At 49.3% G+C, this 16,109-nt stretch carries 15 protein-coding genes and 3 pseudogenes; 11 read left to right on the top strand and 7 right to left on the bottom strand.

All coding sequences use genetic code 11. From position 1 onward, the window contains the following. Positions 1-4: 4 nt before the first annotated feature. The 6 genes from OGV80_RS15580 to OGV80_RS15555 all read left to right on the top strand — a co-directional run bounded on the left by OGV80_RS15580 (position 5) and on the right by OGV80_RS15555 (position 8,870). Entirely contained in the window at positions 5-700 is a 696-nt protein-coding gene (locus tag OGV80_RS15580; RefSeq protein ID WP_016152743.1) for a phage minor tail protein L, read from the top strand. 11 nt (positions 701-711) lie between these two features. Continuing rightward, on the top strand, positions 712-1,446 hold the full coding sequence (locus OGV80_RS15575; RefSeq protein ID WP_286515024.1) for a C40 family peptidase: 735 nt from the start codon (positions 712-714) through the stop codon (positions 1,444-1,446). Then, positions 1,344-2,021: a tail assembly protein gene (locus OGV80_RS15570; RefSeq protein WP_286515026.1), complete on the top strand. Its 678-nt coding sequence runs from the start codon at positions 1,344-1,346 to the stop codon at positions 2,019-2,021. Before OGV80_RS15575 ends, OGV80_RS15570 begins: the two co-directional genes overlap by 103 nt. A gap of 71 nt (positions 2,022-2,092) precedes the next feature. Then, positions 2,093-5,473: a phage attachment tail tip protein J gene (gene gpJ, locus OGV80_RS15565; protein ID WP_286515028.1), complete on the top strand. Its 3,381-nt coding sequence runs from the start codon at positions 2,093-2,095 to the stop codon at positions 5,471-5,473. A 68-nt stretch (positions 5,474-5,541) separates the two neighbouring features. Continuing rightward, a complete protein-coding gene (locus OGV80_RS15560; RefSeq protein WP_286515030.1) occupies positions 5,542-8,289 on the top strand; it encodes a prophage tail fiber N-terminal domain-containing protein in 2,748 nt (915 codons plus the stop codon). Continuing rightward, a complete protein-coding gene (locus OGV80_RS15555) occupies positions 8,289-8,870 on the top strand; it encodes a tail fiber assembly protein (RefSeq protein ID WP_286515282.1) in 582 nt (193 codons plus the stop codon). The genes OGV80_RS15560 and OGV80_RS15555 overlap by 1 nt, the downstream gene beginning before the upstream one ends. Here OGV80_RS15555 and OGV80_RS15550 read toward each other — a convergent pair. Then, on the bottom strand, positions 8,842-8,925 hold the full coding sequence (locus OGV80_RS15550; protein WP_232585360.1) for a tail fiber assembly protein: 84 nt from the start codon (positions 8,923-8,925) through the stop codon (positions 8,842-8,844). The genes OGV80_RS15555 and OGV80_RS15550 overlap by 29 nt on opposite strands. A gap of 60 nt (positions 8,926-8,985) precedes the next feature. On the opposite strand from OGV80_RS15550, the pseudogene OGV80_RS15545 reads away from it, so the two are divergent. Continuing rightward, positions 8,986-9,114 (top strand): annotated as a pseudogene (locus OGV80_RS15545) (helix-turn-helix domain-containing protein); the annotation flags it as partial. Positions 9,115-9,241: 127 nt separating this feature from the next. Here the strand turns inward: OGV80_RS15545 and OGV80_RS15540 are convergent. Then, positions 9,242-9,384, bottom strand: a pseudogene (locus tag OGV80_RS15540) (DinI-like family protein); the annotation flags it as partial. Between the two features lie 284 nt (positions 9,385-9,668). Here OGV80_RS15540 and OGV80_RS15535 point away from each other — a divergent pair. Further along, positions 9,669-11,210, top strand: coding sequence for an EAL domain-containing protein (locus OGV80_RS15535; RefSeq protein ID WP_153647147.1), 1,542 nt, complete (start codon positions 9,669-9,671; stop codon positions 11,208-11,210). 114 nt (positions 11,211-11,324) lie between these two features. Here OGV80_RS15535 and OGV80_RS15530 read toward each other — a convergent pair. From OGV80_RS15530 to OGV80_RS15515, 3 genes and pseudogenes are all read right to left on the bottom strand, one after another. Then, positions 11,325-11,420: pseudogene (locus OGV80_RS15530) on the bottom strand (SOS response-associated peptidase); the annotation flags it as partial. A gap of 537 nt (positions 11,421-11,957) precedes the next feature. After that, positions 11,958-12,215 (bottom strand): hypothetical protein, encoded by a 258-nt coding sequence (locus OGV80_RS15525; protein WP_016152751.1) that lies wholly within the window; start codon positions 12,213-12,215, stop codon positions 11,958-11,960. A 318-nt stretch (positions 12,216-12,533) separates the two neighbouring features. After that, complete coding sequence (locus OGV80_RS15515; protein ID WP_016152752.1) at positions 12,534-13,442, bottom strand: SDR family oxidoreductase; 909 nt, start codon at positions 13,440-13,442, stop codon at positions 12,534-12,536. A 339-nt stretch (positions 13,443-13,781) separates the two neighbouring features. On the opposite strand from OGV80_RS15515, the gene OGV80_RS15510 reads away from it, so the two are divergent. The 3 genes from OGV80_RS15510 to OGV80_RS15500 all read left to right on the top strand — a co-directional run bounded on the left by OGV80_RS15510 (position 13,782) and on the right by OGV80_RS15500 (position 15,088). After that, positions 13,782-13,967 (top strand): con-10 family general stress protein, encoded by a 186-nt coding sequence (locus OGV80_RS15510; protein WP_016152753.1) that lies wholly within the window; start codon positions 13,782-13,784, stop codon positions 13,965-13,967. A 92-nt stretch (positions 13,968-14,059) separates the two neighbouring features. Further along, positions 14,060-14,557: a YciE/YciF ferroxidase family protein gene (locus OGV80_RS15505; protein ID WP_016152754.1), complete on the top strand. Its 498-nt coding sequence runs from the start codon at positions 14,060-14,062 to the stop codon at positions 14,555-14,557. A gap of 24 nt (positions 14,558-14,581) precedes the next feature. Then, the gene (locus OGV80_RS15500; RefSeq protein ID WP_016152755.1) at positions 14,582-15,088 is read left to right on the top strand and encodes a ferritin-like domain-containing protein; all 507 of its coding nucleotides are present in this window, start codon (positions 14,582-14,584) and stop codon (positions 15,086-15,088) included. 47 nt (positions 15,089-15,135) lie between these two features. Here OGV80_RS15500 and OGV80_RS15495 read toward each other — a convergent pair whose 3' ends face one another. Beyond that, positions 15,136-15,654, bottom strand: a complete 519-nt coding sequence (locus tag OGV80_RS15495) for a 2-oxo-tetronate isomerase (RefSeq protein ID WP_016152756.1) — start codon at positions 15,652-15,654, stop codon at positions 15,136-15,138. Positions 15,655-15,662: 8 nt separating this feature from the next. Then, the gene (locus OGV80_RS15490) at positions 15,663-16,109 is read right to left on the bottom strand and encodes a DUF421 domain-containing protein (protein ID WP_075847167.1); all 447 of its coding nucleotides are present in this window, start codon (positions 16,107-16,109) and stop codon (positions 15,663-15,665) included.

The following is a 16,109-nucleotide window of genomic DNA, read 5'->3' as shown; positions in this document are numbered from 1 at the left end:
CCTTATGCAGGATATTCCTCAGAACACCCTCAACGAAACCACGAAAACCGAGCAGTCTGCCCGCATTGACTTGTGGGTAATCGACCTGACGGCCTTTGGTGGCCAGCGTTACTACTTTTCAAATGAACTAAACGAGAAGGGAGAGCCGGTCACCTGGCAGGGCAGGAAGTATGACGTTTACCCGATACAGGGAACCGGATTTGATCTGGTAGGGAAAGGGACGTCTTCCCGACCGACGCTGGCGGTGTCGAACCTGTTTGGCATGGTCACGGGACTCGCGGAGGATGTGCAGAGCCTCGTCGGGGCCACGGTGGTAAGGCGCGTGGTATACGCCCGTTTTCTCGATGCGGTGAACTTTACAGGCGGCAATCCGGAGGCTGATCCGGAACAGGAAGTGGTCAGCCGCTGGGTGATTGAACAACTGTCGGAGCTGAAAGCCACCACGGCGACCTTCGTGCTGGCCACACCGACCGAAACGGACGGTAGCGTGTATCCGTCGCGGATCATGCTGGCTGATGTCTGCAACTGGACCTACCGTTCGCAGGAGTGTGGCTATGTCGGGCCACCTGTGGCGGACGAGTTTGATAAACCCACGACAGACCCTGCAAAAGATGCCTGCAGCAAATGCCGTACCGGCTGCGAGCTGCGTAATAACCTGCCGCGCATCGGCTGTTTCCTCTCCATTAACCGTCTTTCCTGATGGATACACCCATGAAAAAAACACTCCTGGCGCATGCTGCAGCATGCGCGCCGGCTGAATCGTGCGGCTATGTGGTGAACACGTCTGCCGGGGAGCGGTATTTTCCCTGCCAGAATCTTTCCGCTGAACCGACAATGTATTTCCGCATGGATCCGGCAGATTACCTTCAGGTGCAGGCGGCAGGCGATGTGGTGGCCCTGGTCCACAGCCATCCCGATGGACTGCCGTTTCTCAGCGATGTTGATCGCCGCCTGCAGGTTCAGAGTGACCTGCCGTGGTGGCTGGTCTGCGATGACCGGATATACAAATTTCGTTGCATGCCGTTCCTCACCGGGCGGGCATTTGAGCATGGCGTGACGGACTGTTACACCCTGTTCCGCGATGCGTACCATCTGGCCGGTATTGAGATGCCGGATTTTGCGCGGAAGGAGGACTGGTGGAAGCAGGGGGATAATCTGTATCTGGATAATCTGGAGGCGACCGGTTTTTACCGGGTGAATGCCACAGAGGCCCAGCCCGGAGACATTCTGATTTGTTGTTTTGGTTCATCGGTTGCCAACCATGCTGCGATTTACTGCGGCGACGGCGAACTGTTGCACCATATTCCTGACCAGCTCAGTAAACGCGAGAGGTATACCGACAAATGGCAACGCCGCACACACTCGATATGGCGACACCGGGCATGGCACGAGTCTGCCTTCACGGGGATTTACAACGATTTGGCCGCCGCTTCAGCCTCAGTATAAAAACGGGGGCCGAGGCCATTTACGCGCTGGCCATGCAGGTTCCGGGCTTCCGGCAGAAAATGAATGATGGCTGGTATCAGATACGCATTGCGGGCCTGGATGTGAATGAAACCAGCCTGTCAGCCCGTCTGCACGAGCCGCTGCCGGACGGTGCCATTATTCATATTGTCCCACGCATGGCTGGGGCTAAATCCGGTGGTCTGTTCCAGGTGGTGCTGGGAGCAGTAGCAATAGCCGCGTCCTTTTTTACAGCAGGGGCTTCACTGGCCGCCTGGGGAGCAGCGTTATCTGCCGGTGCTATTTCGGCATCCTCGGTTCTGTTTTCTATGGGGGCGGCCATGATGCTGGGTGGTGTGGCGCAGATGCTGACGCCGCAGGCAAAAATCCCCTCGTCCCGGCAGACCGATAACGGCAAACAGAACACTTATTTTTCGTCACTGGACAACATGGTGGCGCAGGGGAATGCCCTGCCGGTGTTGTACGGTGAAATGCTGGTCGGCTCCCGCACGATCTCCCAGGAAATAAGCACACGGGATGAGGGCGGCGGCGGGCAGGTGGTGATCATCGGTCGCTGATTTACTGCAGCATATTTATATTAAAACAGAACCGCCTTCGGGCGGTTTTGTCGTTTCAGAGGGAACAGATTATGGGTAAGGGTGGTGGCAGCAGTAAAACGCCGCATGAGGCTCCTGACGACCTGAAATCCAGCCAGATGCTGACCGTTGTTGATGCCATCTGCGAGGGGCCGATTGAAGGTCCGGTGGACGGGCTGAAAAGTGTCAGAATTAACAAAACGCCGGTCCTCGACAGCGACGGTAATGCGATGGTTCACGGTGTCACCGTGGTTTACCGCGTGGGGGAGGATGAGCAGACCGCGATGGAGGGGTTCGAAGACTCCGGTGCTGAAACCCTGCTGGGTGTGGAGGTGAAGAAGTCAGAGCCGGTGACCCGCACCATTACCGCTAAAACGGTGGACCGTCTGCGTTTTACCTTTGGTGTGCAGTCTCTGGTCAGTACCAGTACCAAAGGCGACCGCAACCCGACCAGCGTACAGATGCTGATCCAGTTTCGCCGGGACGGGCTGTGGCGAACGGAACGGGATATCACCATTACAGGTAAAACAACCACGCAGTTTCTGGCATCTGTGGTGATCGATGATTTGCCGCCCCGGCCGTTTGAAGTCCGCATGCAACGTATCACTGATGACAGTACGACAGACCTGCTGCAGAACAAAACGGTGTGGTCGGGCTATACCGAAATCATTGATGTAAAACAACTCTATCCGAATACCGCCGTTATCGGGGTAAAAGTGGACGCGGAGCAGTTTGGCAGCCAACAGGTCACGCGAAACTATCTCCTGCGCGGGCGTATCGTACAGGTGCCGTCGAATTATGATCCGGTAAAACGGACGTATTCCGGGCTGTGGGACGGGACGTTTAAACCCGCCTGGACAGATAATCCGGCCTGGTGTGTGCTGGATATGCTGACCCACCCGCGCTATGGCATGGGAAGCCGCATCGGTGTTGCCGATGTGGACAAGTGGGCGCTGTATGCCATTGCACAGTACTGCGATCGGCTTGTTCCAGACGGTTTTGGCGGGACAGAGCCGCGTATCACCTGCAATGCGTATCTGACGGACCAGCGTAAAGCGTGGGACGTGCTGGGGGACTTCTGTTCCCTGATGCGCTGCATGCCGGTCTGGAACGGCAATACCCTGACCTTTGTACAGGACCGGCCCGCCGATAAAGTCTGGACCTATACGCAGAGTAATGTGGTGATGCCCGCTGACGGTGCGCCGTTCATCTACAGCTTCAGCGCCCTGAAAGAGCGCCATAATGCCGCCGAGGTCCGTTACACCGACCCGAACAACGGCTGGGAAACGTCCACCGAACTGGTGGAAAACGACGCTGCCATCCGGCGCTACGGTCGCAACGTCCTGAAGATGGACGCGTTCGCCTGTACCAGCCGGGGGCAGGCGCACCGCGCCGGACTGTGGGCCATCACCACCGAATTGCTGGAAACGCAGACGGTGGATTTTTCCGTGGGGGCCGAAGGACTGCGACATGTTCCCGGCGATATCATTGAGGTCTGCGACAGTGATTATGCCGGCGTGACCGTGGGCGGACGCGTTCTGTCGGTCGACAGCCTGTCCCGTACGCTCACCCTGGACCGCGAGGTGGAAATACCGCCAGGCGGCAATGTGGTGCTGAACCTGGTGGGCAGCGATGGCCAGCCTGTTACCGTCGCGGTCACTGCACATCCGGCCCCGGACCGCGTGACCGTCAGCCAGTTATCCGATGGCGTGGCGGCGTACAGCGTGTGGGGGCTGAAACTGCCGGACCTGCGCCAGCGCCTGTTTCGCTGCGTGGCCATACGGGAGAATGATGACGGGACGTATGCCATCACCGCCGTGCAGCATGTTCCGGAGAAAGAGAGCATCGTGGACAACGGTGCGAAGTTTGACCCGTTGCCCGGCACAGGTATCACGAACACACCACCCGCTGTGCAGCATCTCACCACGGAGATTCTGGCAGAGGACGGGCAGTATCAGGCGCGGGCGCGCTGGGACACGCCGCGCGTGGTGAAAGGCGTTAACTTCTTCCTGCGCCTGACGGTGAAAGCGGAAGATAACAGCGACCGCCTGGCCAGCAGCCTGACCCTGACCGAAACGGAGCACTCCTTCCGCAACCTGACGCCGGGGCGCTACACCCTGACGGTGCGGGCGGTGAACAGCCAGGGCCAGCAGGGTGAGCCTGCCAGCACAGATTTCAGTATCGCCGCGCCGGCTGTACCGTCTTATGTTGAGCTGACTCCCGGCTATTTCCAGATAACCGCCACTCCGCGTCAGGCGGTATATGACCCCACGGTGCAGTATGAATTCTGGTTTACGGATACGCAGATACCCGATATCCGCCAGGTGGAAAGCGATGCGCGTTATCTTGGCACGGCGCTGTACTGGATTGCGGCAAACGCGAGTATCAAACCAGGTAAAGACTATTACTTCTATATCCGTGCCGTGAACCAAGTCGGGAAATCGGTGTTCGTGGAGGCTAAAGGCCAGGCCAGCAACGATGCGGCGGGCTATCTGGACTTCTTCAAAGGGGAAATCACCGAAAGCCACCTCGGCAAAGAACTGCTGGAGAAGGTGGAACTGACAGAAGACAACGCCAGCCGGCTGGATCAGTTTTCGGAAGAGTGGCAGGACGCGAACGGCAAGTGGAATGCCATGTGGGGCGTGAAGATAGAACAGACCGAAGACGGGAAGCACTATGTGGCTGGTCTGGGCCTGAGCATGGAGGATACGGAAGAAGGTAAACTGAGCCAGTTCCTGGTGGCGGCTGACCGTATCGCGTTTATCAACCCGGCGAACGGCAATGAAACTCCGATGTTTGTGGCGCAGGGCAACCAGATATTTATGAACGAGGTGTTCCTCAAATATCTGACGGCCCCGAGCATCACCAGTGGCGGGAACCCGCCGACCTTTATGCTGACGCCTGACGGCAGGCTGACTGCCCGTAATGCGGATATCAGCGGTAATATCAGCGCGAATTCCGGCACACTCAATAATGTGACGATAGCGGAAAACTGCACCATTAACGGGACAATGCGGGCAGAGAATATTGTCGGCGATATCGTTAAAGCCGTGGGGCGGGCTTTCCCCGGAAGCGCTAATTACCCGAATGGGACCCTCACGGTTCAGATACAGGATGACCACCATTTTGACAGGCAGATAATCATTCCCCCCATCACCTTTGCAGGAGGAAAGGCAAAATCAGAGACAAGCAACGAGATATGGACAGACTGTGGGCTTTTGGTGAAGCACAACGGCAGAGAGATATACAACGCAGAACCCGCGATTACAGCGAGATCATTCAGCAGGGTTCTTGATATGCCAGCCGGAGGTGGAAATGTGACGCTGAGCTTCACGGTTTCATCCAGGGGGTATGGCGGCGGGGCCTGGGCTGATATCAGCAACCTGCTGGTCATGGTGGTGAAGAAGAACAGCACGGGGATCAGCATTTACTGATACCTGAATCCAGAAACGAGCGCCTGAATGGACGCTTTTTTATTGCTGAAAACAAGAGGTAATGACATATGTCAGTACAAATTTCTGGCGTATTAAAAGACGGGGCGGGGAAGCCGGTACAGGGTTGCACTATTCAGCTGAATGCGAAGAAAACCAGCCCGACCGTTGTTGTGGAGGTGATTTCATCCACTGTTACGGACGCGAACGGCCACTACAGCATTGAGGCTGAACCGGGTTATTACAGTGTGTCACTGATGCGGGAAGGGTTTCCGCCCTCTGTGGCTGGCGACATTTACGTGGCCCCGACCGATGCGCCGGATACCCTGAATGCGTTTCTCGATGCGCCAAAGGACGCGGACCTTCGTCCGGAGGTGATGAAACGTTTTGAGGAAATGGTCAACCGCACTGCAGCGCTGTGCCAGGAGGCAGAAAAGGATCGGGAGCGTGCGGAAAACGCAGCACAGTCAGCGAAACAAAGTAAGGGTTCAGCGGCATTGTCTGCAACGGCCGCGGTAAAGTCACAGCGCCAGGCGGCACTCTCTGCAGATGCTGCTGATGCGTCAGCCAGGTCTGCTGCCGATAATGCCCGACAGACAGCGCAGGATGTTCTGGCCAGTGCTGCGGATGCTGACAGTGCGGCAAAGTCAGCACAGACAGCGACGGAGCAGGCCGGACAGGCAGAAACAGCCGCTGATACGGCACAGAAAGCGCAGGAGGAAGCGGGAGTTTCGGCACAGTCAGCCGCAGGAAGTGCCGGAAGTGCTGCTGCAGCAGCACAAACAGCGGGTGAACATGCCGGTAATGCAGCCGCATCGGAAACCTCTGCGCGTGAAAGCGCCCTCACGGCCACGCAGGCGGCAGAACAGGGTGATAACAGCGCGGCAGCTGCAGTGCTAAGTGAACAGCATGCCAGGGAGTACAGCGAAAAGGCTGCTAAATCAGAGGCTGCGGCATCAGCCAGTGCAGAATCGGCATCTTCCAGTAATGCATCAGCCCTGCAGTCAGCCGAAAAGGCTGAGAAACAGAAAAATGCAGCCGCTGAGAGTGTCACCCGTGCAGAACAGGCCAGAGATGAGGCGCTGACTTCCCGGAACGAGGCAGTGGAGGCCGCTGAAACAGCGGCGACAGACGCTGCGGAGAAAGCCGCAGGCAAGGTTTCGGAGCAACTGAAAGCCGCTGTAGCTGATGATACTCAGCGCGCCGAAGCCGCAATGGCTGGCGCTGAAAGCGCGGCAGTAGCCTCACAGGGATACCGTGATGAAGCGAGGGATATTGCTGAAAGTCTGAAGCCAGGAGACGCCAGCACCACGCAGAAAGGGCTTGTGCAGTTAAGCAGCGATGACGACAGCGACAGTGAAGCCTATGCAGCGACACCGAAAGCCGTTAAAAAAGTCAAAGACCTGGCAAACCAGAAGGCCCCACTGGACAGTCCGGATCTGACAGGGACTCCAACTGCCCCCACGCCGCCATTAAGTGTCAGTAATAAACAGATTGCGAATACCGAGTACGTTCAGGCTGCGGTTGCTGCATTAGTTGGCTCATCCCCTGAAGCTCTGGATACGCTGGCTGAGTTAGCGCAGGCATTAGGAAATGATCCTAACTTTGCAACCACGATGCTCAATGCGTTAGCGGATAAACAGCCGCTAAATGAAATACTGACGTCGCTGTCCGGGCTGTCTACCTCCGGAAGTAAATTGCCATTTTTTAGCAGTAAAAATACGTTGATGTTGACGGATCTGACGACGACCGGGCGTGGGTTGATTGCTAAAAACTCAATAAATGAAATTCTCACATACCTTGGTTTGGTAGAAACGATAAATTTAGCAGCTGGCGCGGTGCCTTCAACGCGCAGAGTAAACGAAAAAGCGCTTACAGATGATATTTACATCACCTCACAGGATATTTTTAACGGGCAAGTCTTGATGATTGGTGCAGACCAAAATCTGGACAATTTCCAGACGCCGGGGCTGTATGCTCAGGATATGAATGTTAATACCAGTACGGCACTAAATTACCCGGAGAATAATGCAGGTTCTCTGATGGTACTGAGAAGCGCCGGAGTGACACAGATTTACCGCGTGTACAATTCATCCCGCAGTTATACACGTAGCAAGCATTCAACGCAGGCATGGACTCCCTGGATGCCTGATGATTCTTTTCCGGTCGGAGCACCTATTCCCTGGCCGTCTGATACAACTCCTCAAGGGTATGCTTTAATGCAGGGGCAACCTTTCGATAAAGCAGCCTATCCATTGCTTGCGATTGCGTATCCATCGGGTGTTATCCCGGATATGCGAGGCCAGACGATTAAGGGTAAACCGAACGGTCGTGCGGCACTTTCGTATGAACAGGATGGTGTTATATCGCATACCCACGGAGCCAGCGCATCCAGTACGGATTTGGGAACTAAAACCACATCATCGTTTGATTACGGCACTAAGACTTCAAACACTACCGGTGACCATAACCACAACAGAGGTACTATGGAAATTACTGGTACTCTCGGTTACTTCAGAAGTGATAATAGTAGCTTCTATACAGCAAGTGGAGCATTTACACTTGGTGGCTCTGCAGCGGCTAAAAGTTTTACAGGTTCTAATTTTACTTATGGTGTTCCTGTAAACTTTAACGCTTCCAGAACCTGGTCTGGCGTCACAAACACTACGGGTAACCATGCGCACTCTGTTGCAATTGGCGCTCATGCACACTCCATTGCTATTGGTTCACACGGACACTCCGTCACTGTTAACGCTACTGGTAACGCGGAAAACACTGTCAAAAATATTGCGTTTAATTATATTGTGAGGCTTGCCTGATGACTTTTGAAATGACAGGAGAAAACCGAACTATTACTCTCTACAACCTTCGTGCAGATACAAATGAATATATTGGGAAATGTGAAGGGTTTATCCCTGCTAATACCGGATTACCTGCTTACAGTACCAATATTTCTCCGCCGCCAGCGAAGGCCGGTTTTGTCGCTGTATTTAATCTTAAGTCAGAAAAATGGTCACTGGTTGAGGACCATCGAGGGAAAATTGTCTACGACATTCAAACCGGGAAAGCTACCACAATTGACCAGTTAGGTAAGTTACCTGACGATGTTGTTTCCGTTGCGCCGGAAGGCCATTTTGTTAAGTGGAACGGAGCACAGTGGGTCCACGATACCGATGCGGAAAATGAACATCTTCTGATGTTGGCGGAACAGGAAAAAATAAATCTTCTGGCGGTTGCAACATCCGCTATAGCTCCCTTACAGGATGCTGTTGATCTCGACATGGCAACGAAGGTTGAAACCGCACTTTTACTGGAGTGGAAGAAATACCGTGTCTTGCTTAACCGGGTAGATACCTCAAATCCTGAATGGCCTACTCAACCGAATATTCAGGACAGTTAATATCAGGGGCGGAAGACAAATCGATTCGACGTAACTCAGTACGATAGCTTCGCAACGCCGCCAGTTCTGTTTCCTCGCTGGCTGATATATCGATGTCTTTTGTGCAAGAGGACTAAAGTTAACCGCAGAAGAGTGGGCTCAGGCTGGAAGGTTGATTGCTGCAGGTGAGTCAAGAAAACGTTTGGCTATAATTTATGATGTAGGGGGGTCGACGCTATACAAAAAATTACCTGCGCGGTGTTGAGAAGACGCCACGCGTCGTCGTATGCGAGAACGGGCGGCGGCGAACTGGCGAACGTTCGATAGTGCGAGTATTGAATGATTGCCAGTCACGGCGGATTGTACTTAAGCAATATGATGGTTCAAGGCGATTAATCTGAAACCAGCCACAATCAGCCTCTTCAAACATTTCCTGAACAGTACAGCTAATCTGTTCCTTCCCATACTTGCTGGCGTCAGTGTTGATCGCCGGCAGTGTCATGAGCGGTTTTACCCGAACACCAGCATCGGGGGAAGAACGCTCCCTCATCATACTCAGCCCCCTTGAATGCTATCATGTTCACGATGTTTGTACATGTAGGGAGACATGTACTTGATTGAAATGGAGACATAAATCTCACTTATATAGTTTTGTACTATAGTATGATGTCAGTTTCTAATGGAAAGTATAAAGAAACAACTATTGTTGCCGATAATCTATTTTAATTGTATGTTCAACATTGTATATTGATAGTGGAATGTATGTTGTCACAAAGGGTTAGGATATATTAAGAGGTTTGTGTGATAAAGAACTACAAATTGACTACACTTAAGCCCTATGTGATATCAATCACATTTTCATTTTTGCTGTTTTTGTCGTTAACTGAGATTTCTACTTATTATATATATAAGGAGCGTATCGGTTCATATACAGAACGAGTATTGAATAGAAGTGTTAGTCTCATTCAACAGATTGATGAAATAAATGATGGTTATGAGATGTTTGATGCTTATAGTCCCTGTAGTGAACTACAGCTTCATGCTGTAAGAATCGCTCTATGGCCTTATGCACTTATAAAGGATATATCATTTATTTCTAATGGGGCAATTACTTGTACTGCGTTGTGGGGAAAGTTGCCAGCACCATTATTACTCAACATATACGATAGAAAAGTTGAAAAGGATAACTTGACGTGGTTTTTTGGCGTGTTGTTGGAAAATAATGTTAAAGCTGATTTACTAAGCAACCAAAAATTAGCTATAACGATTTCACCATTTGCTTTTAACAGATTTGCTACAGACCATGAAGAGAAAGGATTTTCAGCAATTGTCGGCAATAGAGATCATTCTCTTCATTTGTTTAGGTTTGGTGAACTGGTCGATCTGCTTGAGGAGGCTAAACATGATAAATCCTATCAGTTAGGACTTATTACTACGCAAAGTTGTAATGGAAAACATGACATCTGTGTCATGGGAGGAGTTAAATTTCCGTGGGTGAGTTTCGATAATTGGTTAATGATATTGTTGATTGCATTTACATCTATTGTAACAGGTGTTCTTTTAGGTGTTGTTTATAATCAAAAGGTTGCACGCAAACAATCATTAGTATCAAGATTAAAAAATGCCATAAGAAATGAATCATTATATCTTGTATATCAACCTATTTATAAAATAAAAACCGGTATGGTTATTGGTGTAGAGGCACTAATTAGATGGGATGACCATGATATTGGTAGCATTCCTCCTGATATTTTTATCCCTATTGCAGAGAGACATAATTTAATTCAAGATGTAAGTAATCTTGTATTTCGAATGGTAGTAAAAGAAGCTAGGTCCCTTTCTGAAAAATTTAATGTCTTTATAAGCATTAATGTTAGTTCACAAGACCTTTTGTCTGAATCTTTTCAAAGAAAAGTGTTTCAGATGATCGATGAATTAAATATAAAGCCCGGAATGATAATGATGGAATTAACAGAAAGACAGAGTGCGGATCTAAATTCACTCCAAAAGGTAATTTCTTTATTTAATGATAAAGGTATTTCAATAGCCATTGATGATTTCGGGACGGGCTATTCAAATTTAAACTGGCTGTCAAGTTTACAAATAGATGAAATTAAAATTGATAAATCAATTACAGACTCTATCGATGAATACTCTATAAGTAATAATTTATTATCAGGATTGGTAGAGATTTTTAAAGATATAACTCATAAGGTCGTATTCGAAGGTGTGGAAACATCAACTCAGGTTAATTATTTAACTGAAATGTTCCCTGAGTGCGGTGTACAGGGATGGTATTACTCAAAGCCGTTATCTATAGATAAATTGACAAAATTAGTCGAGGATGCCAATTTGCCTTAATAGTTATTACTTTATTTTCATTGTTTTCACATTCTATATAACACGCGTAACCGCGAGCTATATAAATTTAGCTGCAGAAGGATTTTGATATCTTGCCGCATTCAATCAGCTAGTTGGCTCAAAATTGTATGGAATGTCGCGTTCACCTTCTTCAGCGAGCAGGGCAAGATAGTCCTCTCGTGTCATTGACTGTGAAAAGCGTCCACACATAGAAACCTCCAGCCATATGTCAGACTAAAAGTATTGGGCAGTAAGAAAAAGTGGTGCGCACCGTTAAAGATTTAAACGGAGCTTGTAAAATAAATCGGAATGATTTCTTTGTGAATTGATGAATTCCGAAAGTGAAGGGGGCCTTAATCATTGTGTTCGAGAGCGATTAATAGACAACATTTGACGGACTTTTTCCCAGTAATTCCCCGAAGCTTCCCCTTTCAGAAAACAGACATAAAAAAACAGCCGTAACAGGCTGGTTATTAAAGGATTTTTGGTCGGCGCGAGAGGATTTGAACCTCCGCCCCCCCGACACCCCATGATGGCGAGTTACCGCTTAAGGGCTGCTATGTGCCATGAGCAGACAGTTCGTACGTAACTATTGTGCTCAGATTTTTCATTGAAGGGATTATTGCGCATATCTGAACCCCACCGCTATGGTCGGTTTGTCCCCGGCTGGGGAAGTCCGGAATGCGTTCACCCTAAGAGGATATTCCGCTTATCCTCTGGGGTAGTTTTGGATTAGTTAAGCTTGTTTTAGGTAGACGAGAGTATATTTAATATTCTCTCCGTAAGTTTATCCTCATAACCTTCCTCTACTGGATGATTGAATTTTACAAGAGGACCAGAACTTTTGGCTTGATCATAAGATCTTTCAAGTACTCCAGGTTCAGCACTCATGCTGTTTATCACAGTAGATAAAACGCTAATAGCAATCTTTGATGCGTGAAGGTCGAGTCTCAGATCGTCTAGATTTCTCTCAAGGATTTCAACGCGTTCATTTAAGTCAGCCATTTAATCTCCTGGGTGTCTGGGAAGAAGGGTATTACCACACGATCGCCAATACTGGCCGCTGTCACTTCCGGTTTTGTCTCAACGGCCTCTGTCATAAACTCATGGCCAAAGATGTCACCATGAAGTGCACTGGGGTTTACCCCGATAAGTATGCGGGGCCCGAACCACAGATAGCACTTTACGTTACACGAATAACAATATCTTACGGCGTTTATATACCGGGTTAAGGTAGTGTGTGGTTGCGGGCATGAAGACGGCTATGATAAGTCATTGCTTTCATCATTAGTTCTCCCGTTATTCATCTCGTGCAATCACTCGTTATAACGTCCCGGTCCCGCCGTCAGAACACCAGACCTGCCCGGACGTATAGCTGTTCTCTGGGGAAGCCAGGGTGACATATAGTGGTGCAATTTCCGAAGGCTGACCAGGTCGACCAAGTGGTGAATTAGCACCAAACTGCTCAATTTTCTCCTGTGGTTGGCCGCCACAGCATTGAAGAACCGTCCAGTAGGGACCGGGGGCAACGGCATTTACCCGGATCCCTTTCGGTGCCAGTTGTTTTGCCAGCGATTTTGTAAAAGCTACGATAGCCGCTTTGGTCTGAGCATAATCCAGTAGGATCTCGCTGGGCTCGTAGGCTTGAACTGATGAGGTGTTTATAATCACGCTACCAGGGGATAAATGTTGGAGTGCCGCTTTAGTAATCCAGAATAACGAGTAGACATTGGTCTTGAATGTTGCATCAAAGGCATCAGTTGTAAGTTCCTCAATCGACTCACAGAATTGCTGGCGACCCGCGTTATTGACCAGGATATCGAGCCCACCTAAGGTCTTAACCACCTGACTAATCAATTGCTGGCAAAATGTCTCTTCACGGATATCACCAGGGAGTGCCACGGCTTTTCTTCCTGCTTTCTGAATTAGATCGACGACCTCACGAGCGTCCTCTTCTTCATCAGGCAGGTAGTTGATTGCCACATCCGCGCCTTCACGTGCAAAAGCAATTGCGACTGCTCGTCCAATTCCTGAATCACCTCCGGTAATTAACACTTTTCGGTCAGTAAGGCGACCGCTTCCCTGATAACTTTCTTCACCATGATCCGGACGTGGTTGCATTTTTCCGGCAAGTCCCGGAAAAGGTTGTCTTTGGTGTGGAAAAGGTGGAACAGGAAAACGTTCTGAATTTGTCATATTCGTATCCTGTTTCTCATTATATTTATCCGCCATTCCATCACCTCTCTATATTTACTTGGAAGAGCTAATAAGCGTAGATCAAAATTCACAGCTTGTATCTTAATAATTTCCGTATCAGATTAATCCTGGTTTTAATATTTTTTATTTTTTTGTGCGTGGTCGGTGAGTTAGCGTGTCTTTAATATCATGTTAGCCTTAAAATAAGCCAAGCGAGAGATTTGTAATGTATTGAAAAATAAAGGTGGAAAAATGGTGGATGCCGGAATTAAATTTGACTAAGTCAGGATTACCGCTAACGTTAAGCACTGAACAACGACGGGTACGAAATACACTTTTGTATCTGACTGGCATAACCGATATATGAGGTGATATATGGCAGAGCATCGTGGTGGTTCCGGTAATTTCGCTGAAAACCGAGATAAAGCATCTGAAGCAGGCCGCAAAGGTGGTCAGCACAGCGGGGGAAACTTCAAAAATGATCCGCAACGTGCATCTGAAGCCGGTAAGAAAGGCGGGCAGAACAGTCACAGTGGTGGCCGTAAGTCTGACAATTCCTGATTATTAGTTTCAGTCTCATCTTTTAATAAAAAAGAGTGTCCTGCGGGTCTGGATTAGACTCGCAGTATTTCTCTAGCCCTGAAGGAATCCATATGAATATGAAAACTATTGAAGATGTATTTATTCACCTGCTTTCAGACACCTATAGTGCTGAAAAACAATTAACGCGCGGGTTGGCTAAACTTGCCAGAGCGGCGTCAAATGAAAAACTCAGTGCGGCTTTTAATGCACACCTGGAAGAAACTCGGGGGCAAATAGAGCGTATAGACCAAATCCTTGAACAAGAGCCGGAAATTAAGCTTAAACGTATCAAATGCGTGGCTATGGAAGGACTGATTGAAGAAGCTAATGAGGCCATAGAAGGCACTGAAAAAAATGAAGTTCGCGATGCGGCGTTAATCGCTGCGGCACAGAAAGTAGAGCACTATGAGATAGCCAGTTACGGCACTCTGGCCACCCTAGCGGAACAACTGGGTTATAAAAAAGCGGTGAAACTTCTCGCGGAAACACTTAAGGAAGAAAAAGATACCGACCTGAAACTCACCGACCTTGCGGTAGGCAATATCAATAAAAAGGCCGAGAAAAAATAAAATTACTGACTCGAGGAAATCACGATGAATTATATTGAGCATTACCATGATTGGCTACGGGATGCGCATGCGATGGAAAAGCAAGCGGAATCCATGCTGGAATCAATGGCAGGCCGTATCGATAATTATCCTGATTTACGTGCCAGAATAGAGCAACACCTGACCGAGACAAAACGACAGATTACCGTGCTGGAAGAGATTCTTAAGCGAAATGATATCTCGCGTTCTGTACTAAAAGACTCGATGAGTAAAATGGCCGCGTTTGGCCAGTCGATTGGAGGCATGTTACCCTCTGATGAAATTGTAAAGGGAGCGATCAGCGGCTATGTATTTGAACAATTTGAAATAGCTTGTTATACCTCGCTCCTGGTTGCTGCTGAGAAAGCGGGTGACACCGCGTCCATACCTGCCATAAAGTCAATTCTGGCGGAAGAACTCGATATGGCTGACTGGCTTCTTAAGCATCTCCCGAACACGACGGCGCAGTTCCTTTTGAGATCTGATGCAAACGGCGTCGAAGCGAAAAAATAAGTTCTTTTCAGACTATTTCTGGCAATGCATGCACTGACAAACCACAGTCAGTGCCGTTGCCAGGCTGAAACTTCTTCCACTAAAACCTCAAGGCTATAACAGATCGCTTTTTCAATGACATCCTGACAACTGCCGGAGAAAATGGTTCGTTTTGTTACTATCTGCCCGCGGAAATTCCACGCAAACCAGATTGTACCCGCGGGAGTACCATCCTCTCCGCCGTCAGGCCCCGCATAGCCGCTAATGGCAATACTGATATCTGTTCCGGCGCGTACCCGGGCGCCTTCAGACATTTCTATCACCGTCTGTTCACTTACAGCGGTATATTTCTCCAGCGTACTGGCCTGCACACCAAGCATTTTCTGTTTTGCACTGTTGCTAAAGGTAATGATGCCAATATCATAAAACGCGGCGGTATCTGCCTCTGCGCAGAGCGCAGCAGCCAGACGTCCACCCGTGCAAGATTCAGCTGTGGTTAAGGATAATCCGCTGTCAATGAACGTATTCGCGATCTGTTTTGTTAACTCGCCAGTGGTTTTGGTTTTGTTGTACGCTGATTTTTTCATTTCCCCCCTTAATCCTCATCAGGAATGACTGAAATATGGCCATTACGCTCAAGGATTGCATACTTAATTTTCCCTGGTTCCGTAATGCCCTGACTCTGGCGTGCAGCCACCAGAATATCATCGAGAGAGACATCAACCATTTTCATTTTCTCCATTAACGGTTCGCCGTGGTCCAGCAGAATCACCGGTGAGCCATCAAGAGCAGATTCAGCGCCGCTCATCTGTTTTTTAATGAATCCGAAAAATATATCGATCACTACCAAAGTGACAATGGTGAGCATCGCCCCTGTTATGGAAAAATCATTGCCAAGTAATGCCTGTTGTGTGGCTTCACTAATAATCAATAATAAAATCAGGTCGAAACTGGTCATTTGTAATAATGCGCGGCGTCCAACAATCTTAAATACGACGAGTAAAATAAGATAAATTGCTAAGGCTCTCAGCACCATTTCCAT

Source organism: Citrobacter sp. Ce119 (assembly GCF_030334525.1).
Classification (GTDB): Bacteria; Pseudomonadota; Gammaproteobacteria; order Enterobacterales; family Enterobacteriaceae; genus Citrobacter; species Citrobacter europaeus.
Note: the sequence above shows the minus strand (reverse complement) of the source record. Positions and strands in the feature narration are given on the sequence as shown.

Excerpts from the sequence above, each read along its gene's own strand:
- OGV80_RS15580 (WP_016152743.1), top strand. The coding sequence starts at position 5 with ATGCAGGATATTCCTCAGAACACCCTCAACGAAACCACGAAAACCGAG.
- OGV80_RS15575 (WP_286515024.1), top strand. The coding sequence starts at position 712 with ATGAAAAAAACACTCCTGGCGCATGCTGCAGCATGCGCGCCGGCTGAA.
- OGV80_RS15570 (WP_286515026.1), top strand. The coding sequence starts at position 1,344 with ATGGCAACGCCGCACACACTCGATATGGCGACACCGGGCATGGCACGA.
- gpJ (WP_286515028.1), top strand. The coding sequence starts at position 2,093 with ATGGGTAAGGGTGGTGGCAGCAGTAAAACGCCGCATGAGGCTCCTGAC.
- OGV80_RS15560 (WP_286515030.1), top strand. The coding sequence starts at position 5,542 with ATGTCAGTACAAATTTCTGGCGTATTAAAAGACGGGGCGGGGAAGCCG.
- OGV80_RS15555 (WP_286515282.1), top strand. The coding sequence starts at position 8,289 with ATGACTTTTGAAATGACAGGAGAAAACCGAACTATTACTCTCTACAAC.
- OGV80_RS15525 (WP_016152751.1), bottom strand. The coding sequence starts at position 12,215 with ATGGCTGACTTAAATGAACGCGTTGAAATCCTTGAGAGAAATCTAGAC.
- OGV80_RS15515 (WP_016152752.1), bottom strand. The coding sequence starts at position 13,442 with ATGGCGGATAAATATAATGAGAAACAGGATACGAATATGACAAATTCA.
- OGV80_RS15510 (WP_016152753.1), top strand. The coding sequence starts at position 13,782 with ATGGCAGAGCATCGTGGTGGTTCCGGTAATTTCGCTGAAAACCGAGAT.
- OGV80_RS15505 (WP_016152754.1), top strand. The coding sequence starts at position 14,060 with ATGAATATGAAAACTATTGAAGATGTATTTATTCACCTGCTTTCAGAC.
- OGV80_RS15500 (WP_016152755.1), top strand. The coding sequence starts at position 14,582 with ATGAATTATATTGAGCATTACCATGATTGGCTACGGGATGCGCATGCG.
- OGV80_RS15495 (WP_016152756.1), bottom strand. The coding sequence starts at position 15,654 with ATGAAAAAATCAGCGTACAACAAAACCAAAACCACTGGCGAGTTAACA.
- OGV80_RS15490 (WP_075847167.1), bottom strand. The coding sequence starts at position 16,109 with ATGGAAATGGTGCTGAGAGCCTTAGCAATTTATCTTATTTTACTCGTC.